Raw genomic sequence first — 16,905 nt, forward strand, 5'->3', positions numbered from 1 at the left:
ATAACTAACAAATGGCCATGAAATCGGTAATACTTTCTGAGCAACCAGTCATTCTAGAAAAACCAGCGATTTGGTCGCACTTGTTTTTGTGGATGATCATGCTGATGACCACTTCAGGTGTAATTTGGGCTTATTTCGCTAGCGTAGAGCAAGCTGTCCCCGCTGTCGGCCAATTAGAACTCAAAGATGGTGCTAGAGACATCCAAGCACCTGCTACAGGCGCTGTGGTGAGACTTCACGTTGAAAATGGCGATCGGGTGGAAAAAAACCAGCCTCTGCTCACTTTTAACCCCCTTGCACCCAGTGCAGATTTAACATCGATCCAGAAAACTAAAGAAGCTCTGGAAAAGGAAAATAAATTTTATGAAGATGTTGTCAGCGGCAAAATTCAAGGCGCTATTCCTTCTAACCTAGAATCAACAATCAAGGACAGACAGAGCCTCACCGCACAAAATCAAGTGCTGCAAGCTTTGATTGACGAACTGTACCTCAATCGGGGAGCTAGCGGAAGTTTTGATGCAGCCCAGCAAGGACTTTATGTTAATTATCGATCGGAATTTCTGTCTCGCGTCGCCGCAGCTCAAGGCCAAGTTCAGGAGTTGGAAAAACAACTGAAGCAAGCTCAGGATGCTGAGAAAGCTGCCGCAGATCAAATGACAGTGGCACAGCAACAATTGGGTTTTGCCCAAAACCAATTAAATTATGCTCAGCAGCAGTTAATTTCTTCGCAAGAGCAAGTAAAATCAGCCCTGGCTCAGAAAGATTTGGCCGAAGAACAGTTGGCGAAATCTCAACAAGTATTGAAGTCGAACCAAGGCATTCTGGGGAGACTAGGCCCTCTGGTGGAGCAAGGAGCCATCGCTGAACTGCAAAGAGAACGTCAAGAACAAGATGTTTTCAGAGGTCAAAGCGACGTTCTCAAACAGCAAGATCAAATTAAGCAGCGCGAAGGTGAAATCAACGCTCGCAAAGGCGAAATTAACACGCGCCGAGGTGAGATAAATACGCGCCGCGGTGAAATTAACGCGCGTCAAGGTGATATCCAAAAAATTAGTGCTGAGATACAGCGCCAGCAAGGAGAGCAAGCGCGCATTCAGGAGTCCATCGCCCGCGCCGAAGAACAGTTGAAAAACACCAAGGATTCCTGGGCGAAAGAACTTTATACCAAAATTGCTGAAAACCAGAAACAAATTGCCAGCAGCGATTCTCAGCTAAGCCGCTTCAAAGTGGAAAACTTGAAAAAGCTCTCCGAAGTGAACGCTCAGCTAGAAAAGGCTCAACAAAACCGCGACACTCAAGTGATGAAGTCTCCGGTATCTGGCGTTATCTTCGATTTGAAACCTTCTACGAAGGAGAAAGCTAAGTTGGATATGGCGAAAGATCCGATATGCCAATCCATTATTAATACGGTGCTGAAACCGGGCGAACCGCGCCCAAAACGCTGCGAAGAAGCTTATTACGAAGCGCAGCAAACTGAAAAGCTGCTCAAGGTTTTGGATGACGAAAACGGTCTGGAAGCAGTTGTTTACCTGGAAAACAGCAATGTGGCTCTGGTATTGGATGCTTTGAGACAGAAGCGGGAAAAATTGGAGCCGTATCACGGCAAACAATTAGACGGAGAAAAGGTTGACTGCGAACAAGGTAAAAGTTGCGTTTGTCCAGAGAAGGAAGTTAACAGAGAGAAACTGGGTTTGACGAAATACCAATGCGTGCCTGTGGAAGTGAATGTTGAAGCTTTCCCGGCGATGGAGTTTGGTACTGCTGAGGGTGAAGTGAAAGAGATTAGCAGCGATGCTGAGCCTCCTACTGAACTGCGGAAATACTACGCTTTCAAAACTAAAATTAAGCTCAAGAATCAGAAGTTTGTTTTGAACAAGGGCAAGGCAAATCAAGTTGAGGTGAATTTGCAGTCTGGAATGTCCGTGAGTTCGAATATCAATATCGGCAAGCGGACTGTTTTGCAGATGTTTATCAACCGATTTACTGGCAAATTGGATACTTTCAAGACTGTTAAGTAATTCGGTTAACCGCTATCAATAAGTAGGGTGCGCACTGCGCACCTTACCGATGTAAGTAAATACAATCTCCTCGATAGAATTAGGTGGTTAAAACACCTCAAAAGTCAAACTTTCGGCGGCTAGACTAAGCTTCACCGAAGTTCGTTCGCTGACTAAAAAATAAATAGTATTTAAGCCGGGTTGATATAAAATGGTGATGGCAATCGGTGCGATCGCACATTCATGAAAAAATTTATTTTATTTACTCTATATCTGATTCCTGTCCTCTTATTAATCGGATTTGTAGCGAATTTTAGCGTTAACGTTCCCGTTGATGACGAGTGGAGGTTAGCTAGCCTTTTTGAAAAAATAGCTCAGGGAAATGTAACTTTTAACGATTTTTGGGCTTTGCACAGCAACCACCGGATAGTGTTCCCGAAAATAATTATTGCAGTGCTGGCTTTTGCTTCCAGATGGAATATTAATTATCAGTTGTGTCTCAGCATAGCTTTGGCTGCGATAACTTTTATGGCTACGTACAAGCTATCCTCGATGCAAGTTAAGAATGTTGGGGATGATTTGTGGCATTTAGCTAATATTTTAACTTGTATTTTGGTTTTCTCTCTAGTTCAGCACGAAAACTGGCTTTGGGGATTTCAATTAGCTTGGTTTATCGTAAATTTGTGTTTTGTAGCTGCGGTTTATGCGTTGGTTTCAAATCACAAATTATTGCCGAATATAGCCGTTTTCAATCGGATGAAATACAGTAAGGACACGGCAGTGCAGTCTCCCTACCCAATATCTGTACTTCACTATATTAGAATTTCTATTGCTGCTGTCTTCTGCTTTATTGCTAGTTTTTCCCTAGCCCAAGGTTTGCTTTCTTGGTTAGCAGCAATTCCTGCTGTAGCAGCTTTAGAAGGAAATGCTGCACAGAAAAGAAAAAGAATTATTGTATGGATGCTGCTGTTTGCGGCAACTTGTGCTGTTTACTCAATTGATTATCATCCCAGTCGGAAAGCAAGTATTATTTCATTGTTGAGCAAGCCACTTGTGGTGATTGATTATTTTTTGAGTTTGTTGGGTTCACCAATTATACGTTTTCCTGGTATTTCTGCACTGGTTGGCTTGGTAATATTTGCAATTTTCTTATTTTTGGGATTCTATTTCTTCGTCATTGCGAACCCTGCGAAGCAATCTCCAGCCCCAGCGATTGCTTCCTACCTCGCAATGACAAATAGGAATGATATTAGTGAAAATAATGAGGCCTTATCTTGGCTGTCAATAGGTTTTTTTTCGGTTTTATCGGCTCTGTTTATTACTGCTGGTAGGGCGGAATTTGGGGCGATTCAGGCGCTCGAATCGTCGAGATATACAACGAATTCGATTTTGCTGTTAATTGCTGTGGTTCAGCTAGGGCAATTGTTTGTCCGAGGTAACTATCGAGAAACAAAAGCAACGTTAAACCACAACTACATTTTTTTTTATCGGATGTTCGCAGGGCTGTTAATTGCTACAATTATTGTGAACTCTCAACAGGCGATCGCCCAAACTCGCTCGGCACTTCTTTACAAACAAGGCGCTCAAGATTGTTTGCAGTTAATCAACTATCTGGAACCGTCTGATTTTTTTGATAATTCACCGGAAAGCTGTTTGAGGGTGCTGAGCAAAAAAACTTGGCTGGTGAGAGAAGGCGCGGCAATTATTGAGAAAATAGGTTGGAAAAAGTTCGCGAAAAATGTAGAGTTTACTTCTAATACGGAGAAACTTTACGGCTATTTAGACCAACCTCAAACCAGCGATAAATCGGTGACTGTCAAGAAAAATGCTGCTGTCAAGGCTTCCGGTTGGGCGGTTTTGCCAGGAAATTTGAAACAACCAAATATTGTACTGCTATCTGCCGGCGATAAACAATCTTTTTTTGCTAACGCTTATGTAAATTTGGAGAGTCCCGACATCGCTAAGAGTTTAAAATCTGAGTTGTACAACAATGCAAGGTGGGCTGTTGATTTGTCGGATAATAATTTGCCGATCGCCCAAACGGAAATTAAAGCTTGGGTGTATAATCCTGTTGACAACCAGTTTGTCCAGTTGCGCGGAGGATGAGGAGTGAAAATTTCTGTGATTATACCAGCTCACAATGAGGAGGGCTGTTTGTACGGTACTGTGCGGGCGATCGCCCAGACGCTCGATTTAGAAGGCATTCCGCACGAAATTTTGATTGTCAATGACAATAGTGTCGATCGAACTATTGATATTTGCCAGGAGTTGTCAGAGACTTTTCCCACAGTTAGATACATCAACAATCAACCTCCGAACGGTTTCGGATTTGCGGTGCGACGGGGATTGGCGGAATTTGACGGAGATGCTGTGGCAATTGTGATGGCGGATGCTTCCGACGATCCGATAGATTTGGTAGCAGGATACCGCAAGTTGCAAGAAGGATATGATTGCGTTTTCGGTTCCCGCTTTATCAAAGGCGGCTTTGTGGTTGATTATCCAATTCACAAGTTAGCAATTAACCGCTTAGCAAACTGGTTTGTCAAAAGTATTTTCGGCTTGCGGTACAGTGATGTCACCAATGCTTTTAAAATTTACCGCAGAGAAGTGATTGAAGGCGTGCAACCGATTTTGAGCCATCATTTTAATTTGACAGTGGAACTGCCTTTAAAAGCAATTGTTCGGGGTTTTTCCTATACGGTGATTCCTTTGAGGTGGTACAATCGGACTGCTGGGATTTCTAAGCTTAAAATCAAAGAGATGGGGAGTCGGTATTTGTTTATTGTCTTGTATGTCTGGCTCGAAAAACATCTCTCTCGCGGCGACTACCACCGGACTAGAAAGATAGCAAAATTAAAAGTGAATGCCTGATAGAATTTTAATTGTGGGCGGGGCGGGTTTCATCGGCAGTTGTTTGGCAATTGGCCTGAAGAAACTGCACCCGGAATGGCAAATAATTTGTTTAGATAACCTGCGCCGCCGGGGTTCAGAATTGAATCTGCCTCGGCTTAAAAGTTGCGGGATTCAGTTTGTTTACGGGGATATTCGCACAGCGGCAGATTTAGATCCAGTTGCACTGAATGCTGACTGCATTATAGATTGTGCTGCGGAGCCTTCTGTGCTGGCTGGTTTTAGTTCGCCACAGTACGTTTTGCAGACGAATTTACTGGGTACTGTAAATGTTTTGGAGTTGGCGAGACAAACGGGTGCGAGTTTGCTGTTTTTGTCTACGAGTCGGGTTTATCCGATCGCCAGTGTCAAATCGGTTAAGCTGTTAGAGTTGCCGAATAGATTTGCGATCGCGCCCGAGCAAACTTTACCCGGCATATCCGAGTTGGGCATATCAGAAGACTTCCCTTTAAAAGGACACCGTTCGCTTTACGGAGCAACTAAATTAGCTTCGGAATTGCTGATTGAGGAATACAGGGAAGCATACAATTTGCAGGCAATTATTAACCGCTGCGGGTTAATTACGGGTGCTTGGCAAATGGGTAAAGTAGATCAGGGAGTTTGCGGTTTGTGGGTGGCGGCTCACTATTTTCAAAAGTCGCTGAGTTATATCGGTTTTGGTGGCAGCGGGAAGCAAGTTAGGGATTTGCTGCACGTTGAAGATTTGTTGAGGTTAGTTAATTATCAATTAGAACATTTTGCTGAATTTGACGGCGAAGTTTTTAATGTTGGTGGCGGTTTGAGCAACAGTCTTTCTTTGGTTGAGACAACTGATTTGTGCCAAAAGATTACCGGGAAATCGATTTCAATTAATCCTGTTTTGGAGGAACGCGCGGGGGATATTCCGATTTTTATTACTGATTCTTCTAGGGTGATGGAGAAAACAGGATGGCGGCCTGTTATGGGGCCGGAAGCGGCTTTGCAGGATATTTATGATTGGATTGCTGCTAATGAGGTGGTTTTAAGTTCGATTTTGTAGGGATTTTTTAACCGCAGATGCAGTCGGATAAACGCGGATAAACGCAGATGTATCGCTCTGCCTGGATCTGACTGCAAATGCGAGTCATGAGTCTCTGCCTCTATTGTTTTTTTTCGATGCTTTAACAAACATTTGACCTCCTAAAATTTGCCACAAAACAGGCAATTTTAAGTAAACTTTTAAAAGCCAGGGCGATGCCGGTCTGCCTTTTGTCGAAAATGGTAAAAATCGGGGTATGATTAGGTCGATTTCAAAGCCGACGGTTTGTAAAAGTTCTTGCAGCGATAAGTGGGTAATGGGTAATTGATGATCGATAAAATCGTAGTATTCTTTGAAAGAATATTTGAAATTTGGTTGAAGTACTAAGAGAGAACCGCCTGGCTTAAGTGCCTCAAAGCAAAATGAAATAATTTGGATTAGTTCTTCTTTATTGCGGAGATGTTCAAAAAAGTTAGAGATAAATATTCTGTCAAATTGCTCGGTAAAAGCTGGGACTTTGCCAATATTTAAAATATCAATATTCAGCACTTTTACATCAGGATTGGCAAATAACTTTGAATCGGGATTGAGGTCAATTAAACATTTTTTTTCAGCCAGAATTTGATTTATAAACTCGCAGTAACCGCCGCCAATATCTAAAACGGCTGATTCTGGAGGAACATAATTTTGTAAAAACTCGTCAATTAAAACTTTCCAGAGTGCCACCTTTGCTTGCATTTGTCGGGAATCAAATCGATTGGCGTACAATTTTTTGAGATATGCGTCGGCTTTCATAGTAAAATAGCATAGACTGAGTATGAGTTTATCACTTTCACTGCTAACTATGAATGTTATATCTACCGAAATACCGGAAGTTCTGATAATTGAGCCAAAAATTTTCGGAGACGAGCGCGGTTTCTTTTTTGAGAGTTTCAATCACAAAGCTTTTGTCGAAAAAACAGGCGTGACGGCAGAATTTGTGCAAGACAATCATTCCAAATCCTCTAAAAATGTGCTGCGCGGTTTGCACTACCAAATGCAGCAGCCTCAAGGCAAATTGCTGCGGGTAGTTGCTGGCGAAATCTTTGATGTAGCGGTGGATATTAGAAAAAATTCTCCGACTTTTGGGCAGTGGGTCGGCTGTTTGCTGAATTCAGAAAATAAGCAGCAACTTTGGGTTCCAGCGGGATTTGCACACGGTTTTTTAGTAGTATCAGAAATTGCTGAAGTTTTGTACAAAACTACAGACTACTATGCACCGGGACACGAGCGGTGTATCCTGTGGAATGACCCCGATTTGGCGATCGACTGGCCGCTAGATGGTGCCAAACCAATCTTATCAGCTAAAGACCAAGCTGGACAAACGTTGAAAAGATCTCAAGTGTTTTGATCATGAAAATTTTACTCGCAGGCGGCAGCGGACAGCTAGCTCAAGAATTGCAGCCGATTTTATTATCTTCGGGAGAGGTTATTGCCCTCGATCGCACTGGCCTCGATTTATCACAACCCGAAACCATCCGTCAGGCAATGGCTGAAATTCAACCTGATTTAGTCGTCAATTCGGGTGCTTACACTGCGGTAGACAAAGCGGAAAGTGAACCAGAATTAGCACACGCAATCAACGGTATTGCCCCGGGAATTTTTGCAGAAGAATGCGAAAAACTGGGAGCAAGTTTGATTCACTTTTCTACTGATTATGTATTTGACGGCAGCCACGGTTCTGCTTATCTGGAAACAGATTCTACGAATCCACTGGGAACTTACGGCAAGTCTAAATTAGCAGGCGAGGAAGCAATTCGGAAAGCGGGAAACCGACATATTATTATTAGAACCGCGTGGGTTTACGGCAACGGTGGCAAAGGCAACTTTGTCAAAACCATGTTGAGGTTGGGAAAGGAAAGAGAAGAAATTCGGGTAGTAGCAGATCAGATCGGAAGTCCTACTTGGACTGGGGATTTAGCGGAGGCAATTTCGCAGATAATTCCTCAAATACAACCAAAAATTTTTGGCACTTACCAGTACACTAACAGCGGTGTTTGTAGTTGGTACGATTTTGCGATCGCCATTTTTGAAGAAGCAAAAACACTCGAATTTCCCCTAAAAGTTCAGCGCGTAATTCCTATCACCACCGCCGAATATCCGACACCCGCAAAACGCCCCGCTTTTTCGGTTCTCTCTACGGTAAAAATATCAGCACTTCTGGGTACGCATCCTCCCCACTGGCGGCAAGGACTCAGAAAAATGCTGGCAAGAGAAGTGAAATAAAAAATTGAGTAAAGTTCAAAACATGAGGGCGGGTTTTGTACAGATTTATTTGCGATATGCCAATTATTAATGCTAATCCCGCCCCTTGTATCTTGAAAGAGCTACATTTGAATTTACTGTTGGGTGGGGGCGGGTTTACTAAATTATTGGTCTTAGGCCGAAATTATTGGTAAAACCCGCCCCTACTAATCCAAATATTTGTGTTTGCGAATCCCATGAAAGTCAAGTCAGAATATGTTTTAATCGTTGCATCAGTTCTGGGCATTCTAATACCAGCGTCATATATTTTGTACTTGATATCGCAAGCGGGAGACTTGTCTAATTTTGATTATTGGTGGATGACGTGGAATTTTTATTCAGTAGACGGTTTCTCTACAAATCCTTTTAATTGGATATTTCGGGCAAACGAGCATTTTGTCTTGATTCCGGCAATTATTTATGGCTTGAATATAGCTGTCACTCAAGGTTCAAATATTGGTTTATGTTTAGTTGCCTGGTTCTTGGCTTGGATTCAGTGCCACGTATTAATTGCTCTGCTGCCGTTAAATTTGAGGCGTTTTCCCCTACAATTTATCTCGCTACTCCTTTGCATTTCTCTTTTTAATTTTACTCCGGCGGCGGCTCACAATTGGATGCGGGGATTCAGCGGGATTCACTGGATAATTGCTAATTTATTTGTGATTTGTTCGATATTTTGTTTGCAATCCTATGTGACGCTTTTGTCAAGTAAAAGGGAAAAAGAGCCTGCCGATATTCATTCCCAGGCTTTGCTTGGGAACAGGGAATGGAAACAAAATAAGTGGGTAATTGGTAGCATTGTTTTTGGCGTTTTAGGCTGCATTAGTTACAGCACTCCTTTAGCTTTGTGGCCGATCTTGTGTGCGGCTGCTGTTGTGCTGCGGTTTCCTCGGCGAATAACTTATTTGTATTTCATTGCTGCGATTGCAGTGATAGGGATTTATTTTTTAACTTATAAAACTCCATCTCATCACCCTTCTTTAACTAAAATTAACCCGCTCAAAACTCTCGAATATATTCCCACTTATCTCGGCGGAATTTTTAGCGAAAATATTATTGTTGCTTCAATTATTGGTATAATTGGTTTGATTGCAGCGACGGGTTTTGTGGGTTATTGGCTATTTGTAAAAAAGGTCGATAGCCCGGATTGGCTGCCTTGGCTATCAATCCAACTTTACACGCTGCAAACGGCATTAATGGCCGCTGTCAGTCGATCGGGATTTGGCGTCGAACAAGCCACCGCTTCCCGCTACGCCACACTCCCAGCTTTGTTTTGGATGAGCACAATTGTGCTGACAGTATTGTGGGTGCGCGAGTTGCAGCCAACACCAAGAATTCAAGGGCGTTGGCTGACACCGCTGTTTGCAGTCGCCACAGTTGCGATTATTTTAATGTACGGGGTGGGAGGCGAAACTGCAAGGGCGATCGCCCACAGAGCAACCTATCAACCGTTAGTAGCATTATCACTGCAATTAGACATCACCGACGTAACGCTAATTAAAGACCGCGTAGGCAACAAACCCGCCGCTTTTATCGGGTTAATCGACGCATTAAAAACTAACAACTTAGTGCCATTTAACCGAGACATCAAAAAACACAATTTCTGTGCAGCATTAGACACAAAAATCGACCTAAATTTACTGTCAGCACCCAAAGACGGAGTACCCGGATATTTTGATACAGTAACTAAACTCGCACCCGCCGCCTCCAGAGTAATTGGCTGGGTAGGAGACCCCGAAAACAATGTAAAATGTATTGCCATTCTCAACCAAGAAAATGTCGTTCGAGGTTTCGCCATGTCAGGATTTCCGCGCCCAGATTTAGTTAAATTGTTTGGCCCTTCCTACGAATTCGCAGCTTGGAGAGGATACATTCAAACATCACCAACAGATAAATTATTGACAGCCTATGCCTCCTTTAAAAACCGCAAAGGTTGGGTAGCCTTGCGAAACTCCCAAGTTATCAATAAAAACTAAAAAACCTCTCTTTCTCCTCCTCTGCGCCCTCTGCGCCCTCTGCGGTTAATAAAAAAAATCTCATTGACAACACAAATGAAATAGAATATCCCTATGCCAAAACACCTCAGCTTCGTAATCCCCGTTCACAACGAAGAAGCCACCCTAAAATTACTGTTTGAAAAAATCAAACTTGTCATGTTCCAAACAGGAATTGACAGTTACGAAGTCATTTTCATAGATGACGGTAGCCGCGATTATTCGTGGCAAGAAATCACAGATTTAGCCAGCCAACATCCCAAACTAATTAAAGCGATTAAACTGCGCCGCAACTTTGGCAAATCCGCCGCACTTTCAGCAGGATTTCGCAATGCAGCAGGGATAATTATCTTTACTCTCGATGCTGACCTTCAGGATGACCCCGCTGAAATTCCCAAATTCTTACATCATTTAGAATCGGGATTTGATTTAGTTTCCGGTTGGCGAAAACAGCGAAACGACCCGCTTTCTAAAACTTTACCTTCCAAGCTGTTTAATGCCGTTGCGTGTTTGCTGACTGGGGTGCAAATGCACGATATGAATTGCGGTTTTAAAGCTTATCGCAGGGAAGTTTTGCAGTCGATTAAATTGTACGGGGAATTGCACCGCTACATTCCGGCTTTAGCAAACAATTTAGGGTTTAAAATTGGTGAAGTAGTTGTCGAACATCATCCCCGAAAGCACGGAAAATCAAATTACGGCTGGGAACGTTATGCGCGGGGATTTATTGATTTGTTGACGGTGTTAGCCACGACGCAGTATTTACACAAACCGGGTCATTTGTTTGGGGGTTTGGGATTGTGTTTTGGCTTGGTTGGAACTGTTTCGCTGAGTTATTTGATAGTTATTTGGTTTCTGAATTTGGCGGGGATGAATTTTGGGCCGATCGGGAATCGACCTTTGTTATTTTTTGGGATTTTGTGTACAATTCTGTCGGTGCAGTTGATTTCTTTGGGAATTTTAGCTGAGTTGATGGCGCGGAATGTGGATGCTGATTATGTGGACAAGCAAATTAGCGAAATTATTGATGATTCTGGTTTTGATATTTAACCGCAGATTAAGGCGGATTAACGCTGATTAACGCAGATAAATCGGCGATTGAAATCGTTTGTAGACAAGCAAAGTCTACCTCTGTAGACTAAGATAAAAGTCTGATTTGGATTTAACAAGTTTTACATATTACCTAATTTTATACAGTATCCATTTGCCTTGTTTGTCGGCGATTTCCCCTTGCATATTTGGGTGCCAGTCAGTACGAGTCAGGATATAATCGGCATGATAGTTTTTGGCTACTTTGACTAAATCCGCACTGCTGCGGCGGATGAAAAAGTCATTTCCTCCCCAAATCATTTGCGGGTTTAAGGGAACTCCTAAAACGGTTTCCATGCGAGTTTGCCATTCTTTGATGCCTTTTTCGGTAAAGGGGAAGTTCTTGAAGTTGACGACAATCGCTCTTTCGGAGAAAAACTGGAAGCTGGTAACTGAAGGTGGAATTAATACGAGTGAATCGCGGCTGCTACTTTGCGAAAATCGCACAGCTAATTTGCTTAAGTCGTCTCTGGGAACGGCATTGATATTAATTCTTGTTTGAAATACATTTAATATAGGTTTGGGCAGAATTCCTGCTACTCCAAAAACTAAGGTGGCGGTAGTTATTAAGGCTAATGTGTGAGTTAGAGTTTGTTTGATAGATGTAGGTAGGGATGTTTTTTCTAAAATGAATGGGAAGGCGAGGATTGAGAAAAAGACTGGGATGCTAATTATTCGATCGCCAATTATTTCCCATGAATCAGTCACCGGATATATCAAGCTAAAAATTACCGTTCCTGCTGCTAAAATCCACAACAATATATTATATCGTTTGGGAAATACGTATTTTTTTGTCTGCCAAACTGATAATCCTAGGAAAATGATACCCCTAAAAGGCAAAGTTAGTACAGCTAACAGCAACAAGCTAATAGCTATTTGTTTTTCTCTGTAAAGCCGATCGACCGTCAAAGCTACAGCAATAAATATAATTATTTGAGCAAAAGGTACGGTTCTAGCTAACTGTAGTTTGGCGATAAAAGCCCAAGGGTAAACTTCAACAAATACGTAATTTAGAAATAATGCAACAATTGACGTGCCAACAATTACATAAAAATTAACTTTGTCTTTTTTTGGCAATAAATCGGAATTTTTGATGCACAGCAAGCCACCAATTATGAAACATATAAAGTTGAACCAATTCCCAAAATCCCAATTTGACGGGAGGATGTGGTGGGGGTTGCGGACTTTCGCGTGAATGTAGACAAAATCAGCGTTGTCGATAGTGTGAGTGCTGGTAGTACCTGTTAATAACATCGGTACGTAAACGATACTTGCCATTGCTGCTAAAAGTGCGATCGCCAAAATCAATGTTTTGAACTTCCGCTGTTTTACAGATTCAATAAATAAAACGGGAACCATCATCAATCCCGGCAACAAACCAACTAAAAATTGCAGCAAACAACCCAGTCCAAAAAAGAAATATCCGGTCAGCCATTTCTGGCGCAAACTAAAGTAAATTCCCCAGATTGCGAAACCCATTGCGAAGGTACTGGGTACTGATTTGGTGGAAAATATCAGGGTGTTACCAACATCTGTAAATGAAGCTGCTATACATAAAAAAGCCATCGCTGCTGCTGGTAGTTTTGAATTAGTATAGATATTGATAATTGCGTAGCAAGCTAAGATAAATGAACCAAAGGCTAGGAATTGATAGATAAAGTGCGCTATAGGAATGCTGGTTCCTAAGTTTGCGAGCAAATAAATGATATAATAATAGTAATATCTCGGATTAAATTTAACCATTTCCTGAACGTAATAGTCATTTTTGTACTGTTCAGGATTTAACATAAATTGGATTGGTGGCACTTCGGGGAAATTGCCTCCAATGGGGAAAATATAGCCAGTGGCTATCAGGGAGCCGATGATGACAAAAGTATAGAGAGATAGATTAAAATACCAGTGAGATTTTTGATGTTTTTGCATTGACGGTTCCACTTACCTACTGACAGCCAAATTGTTAATCTCCAGTCGGCATTGGTTTGTTAAATCCTGTTTGCTGCTACTCAATACCTCAAGCAGCAGATAAATGGGATTTTTGCCCTCAACTAATAGATTTAAGCCGATCGCACTTTTTTGAGTATAAGCCATCTCTGCTGAGTCTATTAATTTACCTTGCTTGTCCCACAAAGTCAAGCGCAGGGAAACTCCCGGACATTGTTGGTTCGGTAAATTGAGTTGACTGGTAACTTTCGCTTTGTCTGAAATGGAACCTAAATACAGGAAAGATGTATCGAGTTTCTGGCTATTTTTAATTGGATGAGTTACAATATTATATAGGTAATCAGATTTTTTACTGACTGAATAATTAGCACTTGTGTAGATTGACTGATGCAAACTAATCCAATCTAACTGCGTGCCCGGTCGATCGACTATTTGCCGCTGCATCGCCTCCAGAGTCCTAACTGCCGTTGCTGTATCAGTCGGCCGCAGCCTCCGGTAAACGCTGACAGTCACGCCGTTTTCTAGCTTAAACTGTTCCGGTAGCAATTGGAAATCGCGGGCAATTTCCCAGTTTTGAGTAAAGGCATCGTACACAACTTTAACAACATCTTGTTCGTGCGATCGCAAAACTTGTTCGTCAGTCGGTAACACCTGCTGAAAAGGTACAGCAACCACCGCATATTGTGACTGCAACAACTCCGGTAGCGGGTAAGTATCGCGCGAGTCAATTTGCGGCCTCCCGATTGTATTTAATTTCCACCAACCCTCCGGCGGATTTAATTTTCGGTTAGCTTGCCTGAGTATATTAGCATTGAAATTGTTAGAAGCACCGGCAATATAAATTGGTTCTTCATTCGGTGCTAATTTTCGCAGAAACTCTACTAATTTTACAACTTCGTCGTAGTCCGATCGCACTAACGGCGGAAAATTACCCACAAACAGTCTTGACAAATCAATTTTGAGAGGAATTAACCCGACTGCGGCATTTACAACCAGGTACAAACCCGCCGCGCCCAGCATGAAATACCGGACTTTTCCCTTGAGTGTCAGCCAAGTTGTCCAGAAAAATGTGGATAGTCCTAAAAGTGCGATCGGTGTAAGATGAATTGTATAGTGCAAGTAGCCGTAACGCAAAACTAACAGCCATTCAATCAGCGACAAAACCCCAAACAACGAAACAAAAATAGCCGCCGCCGGAACCAGAATTCGGGTGAGAAGTCCCGCAGAAAAACCAATCAGTACCAGCAGCCAAGTTCCCAAACCGTAAAAATCCGCATAACGAGTTAAAATATCATTGACAGGCAAACTCCAAGCAACATACAAATTGCGGTAGTCAACCGTCAGAGCACTGCGAGTAAAATCTCCCGCTACCAACATTAAAATAGTCAAGCTAGTTGCAGCTATCAAACCCAATTTGATACCGGATTCAAACAAATTTTTCCAACCTTTGTTTTGAATACTTTGAAATAGCGATCCTAAATGATTTGTGGGATGGGCTTCTAGCCCGTCCCGGCTAAAAGCCTGAACCATGTTGATAACTGACTTGGGATTGCTATACTGTACAATAAACTCGATGAAAGCCTGTAAAGTCGCGGCACCAAAAAATGCGATCGCACTATAAGCAAAATGGCGCCGCAACAGAATAGCCGCCGCCAGCAAAAACCCAATTAACGGGATTTTCCACCAAGATTTTAGCTTGACATCCTGCACATAAACCCAAATTGCCAAGGCTACAAACACACAGCCGCCAGTATCCAGATATCCCCGCAGAGTCGGTATCCAACTCATCGGAATTAATAAACTCAGCAACACAGTTGACCAAAACACCCGGCGGGGATAAATTGGAATTAGCGTTGCAGAAATTGCCCCCAGCAACAGGCGAAACGGCAGCACATAAATCAGGGAGACGCTGAGAATGTAACTCAGCCGAGACTCGCCAAATAACAAAATAAACGGCACTAACGGCAGAGAAATTAACAGGTTTTTTTCCTTAGATAGCGATTCTATAACTCCGCGCCATGCTTTATCTGGCGAGTCTCGAAATAAATTTGCCGTGTTGACTGTAGCGGTATTGTATCCCGCGTAATCCCACCAATAAAAAGTATGTTCACTAGATACATAGATTGATGTTACTGCCACTGTGACGATAACAAGTAACAACAGGAAAAACCCATCAATTAGAAATTTTCGAGGTAATTTAAAAGAAACAAAATCAAATAATCCCATCACTCTAGCAACCCTAAATAACTTCTAAACTTCCTCTTTCTCTCTTCCTTCGCGCCCTTTGCGCCTTCGCGGTTCGTTAACTTACCTTAAAACAGTACCTTGCAAAAAACCTTCCAACTTTTCTGCATATTGCCGATTGGCGATCGCACTTGGATGAAGGTCATGAGGTAAATTATTATTGGCAGGTATTTTCAAATCAACCGAAATATCTGCAGTAGCAATTTCCTCCTGACTTAACTCCTCCAACATTTTAGCAGAACCCGCATTAATTCCTGCCACAACTAACTTAACACCATTAGCCTCAGCCACACGGTTAAACTCTTCAATAATTGCCTTAGAAACCTCGTGACTTTTGTACAATCCCTCTTCAAATTGATTGTAATTAACCTCCAAAAAATGGCTTAATGCAGAAACCCGCATCAGCGGGAACTCGCGATATTCAAGTTTTGCCATGCTGTAGGTAAAATGATTTTCTCCATTCAGCCTAGCATCGGGCTGAAATAGAATACCGAGTTTATTCCAAGCAGCCATTTGCTTTCTTCTCGCCCTTAACAAAGTATTGCGGCGGTCGTGAAAACCCGCATAAGCAATCACCGCAATTTTGGGTTTATTTCCTTGTTTGATGGCTTCTTTGAATTGAATCAACGAGTGTAGCGTGCCGTAGCCGTTAACCCCAAAATTTACTATTTCATATTTGGGTAATTTCTCTTGCAGCAACCAAGCATAAGTTTCGCTATCATTCAATGACCAACCGTAGGTAAAAGAACAGCCAAATATCCAAATTTCAGGCTTTTTTGACGATAAATTGTAAGTATTGAGGGGATGTGTTATTCTTAAACTATTATTGAGATGAGTTGCATTAAATGAGTAATTGCCGTTAAGTGTCACCTTGAATTGACCCGGCAAATGCTTGTAGCCGAGTTCCGAGTCTTTGGTAAAAAAGTTACCTTTTGGTTCGACGGCAACATCAACATTTTCTATTTGCCAGGGTTTGTATCCCACAACTCGCAAGAGAATTTCAGCGGTGGTGGTAGATAAAAAAATTGGAAAAATTAGATATGTTATTAATCTGAAAATAGAGGTTTTAATAAAGTCTTTTTTCATAATTTATCGTAGGGGCGGGTTTCACCAACCATATCGGCGTAAGACCAACAATATAATAAACCCGCCCCCGCCCAACGAATAATCGGAATCTACATTTTTTTCCACGAGCTCAAACATCAGGTTAATCTAGATTATCGGCTGTGTGGGGGCGGGTTTATCTAAATTGTTTGTCTACCTCAAATATTTTTTGTAAAACCCGCCCCTACAGGGAATTGTAGGGGCGAGTTTCACCAATTATCTATGTCTAAAACAAACAATCTCGTAAACCCGCTCCCGCCCAAGAAATCATCGGAATCTACATTTTTTTCCACGAGCTCAAACATCAGGTTAATCTAGATTATCGGCTGTGTGGGGGCGGGTTTAT

Annotated in this window: 12 protein-coding genes; 8 read left to right on the forward strand and 4 right to left on the reverse strand. The window is 42.2% G+C overall.

The genetic code is table 11. The annotated features are described in order from the left end of the window. Window positions 1–11 precede the first annotated feature (11 nt). The 4 genes from QUA80_RS16230 to QUA80_RS16245 all read left to right on the forward strand — a co-directional run bounded on the left by QUA80_RS16230 (window position 12) and on the right by QUA80_RS16245 (window position 5,925). Entirely contained in the window at window positions 12–2,018 is a 2,007-nt protein-coding gene (locus QUA80_RS16230) for a chromosome partitioning protein ParA (RefSeq protein WP_445302248.1), read from the forward strand. Between the two features lie 222 nt (window positions 2,019–2,240). Further along, window positions 2,241–4,103, forward strand: a complete 1,863-nt coding sequence (locus QUA80_RS16235; RefSeq protein ID WP_333426126.1) for a hypothetical protein — start codon at window positions 2,241–2,243, stop codon at window positions 4,101–4,103. 3 nt (window positions 4,104–4,106) lie between these two features. After that, window positions 4,107–4,868 (forward strand): glycosyltransferase family 2 protein, encoded by a 762-nt coding sequence (locus QUA80_RS16240; protein WP_333426128.1) that lies wholly within the window; start codon window positions 4,107–4,109, stop codon window positions 4,866–4,868. Further along, complete coding sequence (locus QUA80_RS16245) at window positions 4,861–5,925, forward strand: NAD-dependent epimerase/dehydratase family protein (protein ID WP_333426130.1); 1,065 nt, start codon at window positions 4,861–4,863, stop codon at window positions 5,923–5,925. The genes QUA80_RS16240 and QUA80_RS16245 overlap by 8 nt, the downstream gene beginning before the upstream one ends. 84 nt (window positions 5,926–6,009) lie before the next feature. Here QUA80_RS16245 and QUA80_RS16250 read toward each other — a convergent pair whose 3' ends face one another. Then, complete coding sequence (locus QUA80_RS16250; protein WP_333426132.1) at window positions 6,010–6,699, reverse strand: class I SAM-dependent methyltransferase; 690 nt, start codon at window positions 6,697–6,699, stop codon at window positions 6,010–6,012. A 49-nt stretch (window positions 6,700–6,748) separates the two neighbouring features. Between QUA80_RS16250 and rfbC the strand changes: the two genes are divergently transcribed. From rfbC to QUA80_RS16270, 4 genes are all read left to right on the forward strand, one after another. After that, entirely contained in the window at window positions 6,749–7,294 is a 546-nt protein-coding gene (rfbC, locus tag QUA80_RS16255) for a dTDP-4-dehydrorhamnose 3,5-epimerase (RefSeq protein WP_333426134.1), read from the forward strand. A gap of 2 nt (window positions 7,295–7,296) precedes the next feature. Then, window positions 7,297–8,169: a dTDP-4-dehydrorhamnose reductase gene (gene rfbD, locus QUA80_RS16260; RefSeq protein ID WP_333426136.1), complete on the forward strand. Its 873-nt coding sequence runs from the start codon at window positions 7,297–7,299 to the stop codon at window positions 8,167–8,169. Window positions 8,170–8,384: 215 nt separating this feature from the next. After that, the gene (locus QUA80_RS16265) at window positions 8,385–10,163 is read left to right on the forward strand and encodes a hypothetical protein (RefSeq protein ID WP_333426138.1); all 1,779 of its coding nucleotides are present in this window, start codon (window positions 8,385–8,387) and stop codon (window positions 10,161–10,163) included. A 93-nt stretch (window positions 10,164–10,256) separates the two neighbouring features. Further along, window positions 10,257–11,231, forward strand: a complete 975-nt coding sequence (locus QUA80_RS16270) for a glycosyltransferase family 2 protein (RefSeq protein ID WP_333426140.1) — start codon at window positions 10,257–10,259, stop codon at window positions 11,229–11,231. Between the two features lie 129 nt (window positions 11,232–11,360). On the opposite strand, the gene QUA80_RS16275 is transcribed toward QUA80_RS16270, so the two are convergent. The 3 genes from QUA80_RS16275 to QUA80_RS16285 form a co-directional block, all read right to left on the reverse strand. Next, window positions 11,361–13,193, reverse strand: coding sequence for a DUF6798 domain-containing protein (locus QUA80_RS16275; protein WP_333426142.1), 1,833 nt, complete (start codon window positions 13,191–13,193; stop codon window positions 11,361–11,363). Window positions 13,194–13,205: 12 nt separating this feature from the next. Continuing rightward, entirely contained in the window at window positions 13,206–15,350 is a 2,145-nt protein-coding gene (locus QUA80_RS16280) for a hypothetical protein (protein WP_333426144.1), read from the reverse strand. Between the two features lie 168 nt (window positions 15,351–15,518). Further along, window positions 15,519–16,439 (reverse strand): SGNH/GDSL hydrolase family protein, encoded by a 921-nt coding sequence (locus QUA80_RS16285; RefSeq protein ID WP_333426146.1) that lies wholly within the window; start codon window positions 16,437–16,439, stop codon window positions 15,519–15,521. Between the last annotated feature and the right edge of the window lie 466 nt (window positions 16,440–16,905).

Source organism: Microcoleus sp. F4-D5 (assembly GCF_036704885.1).
Lineage (GTDB): Bacteria > Cyanobacteriota > Cyanobacteriia > Cyanobacteriales > Microcoleaceae > Microcoleus.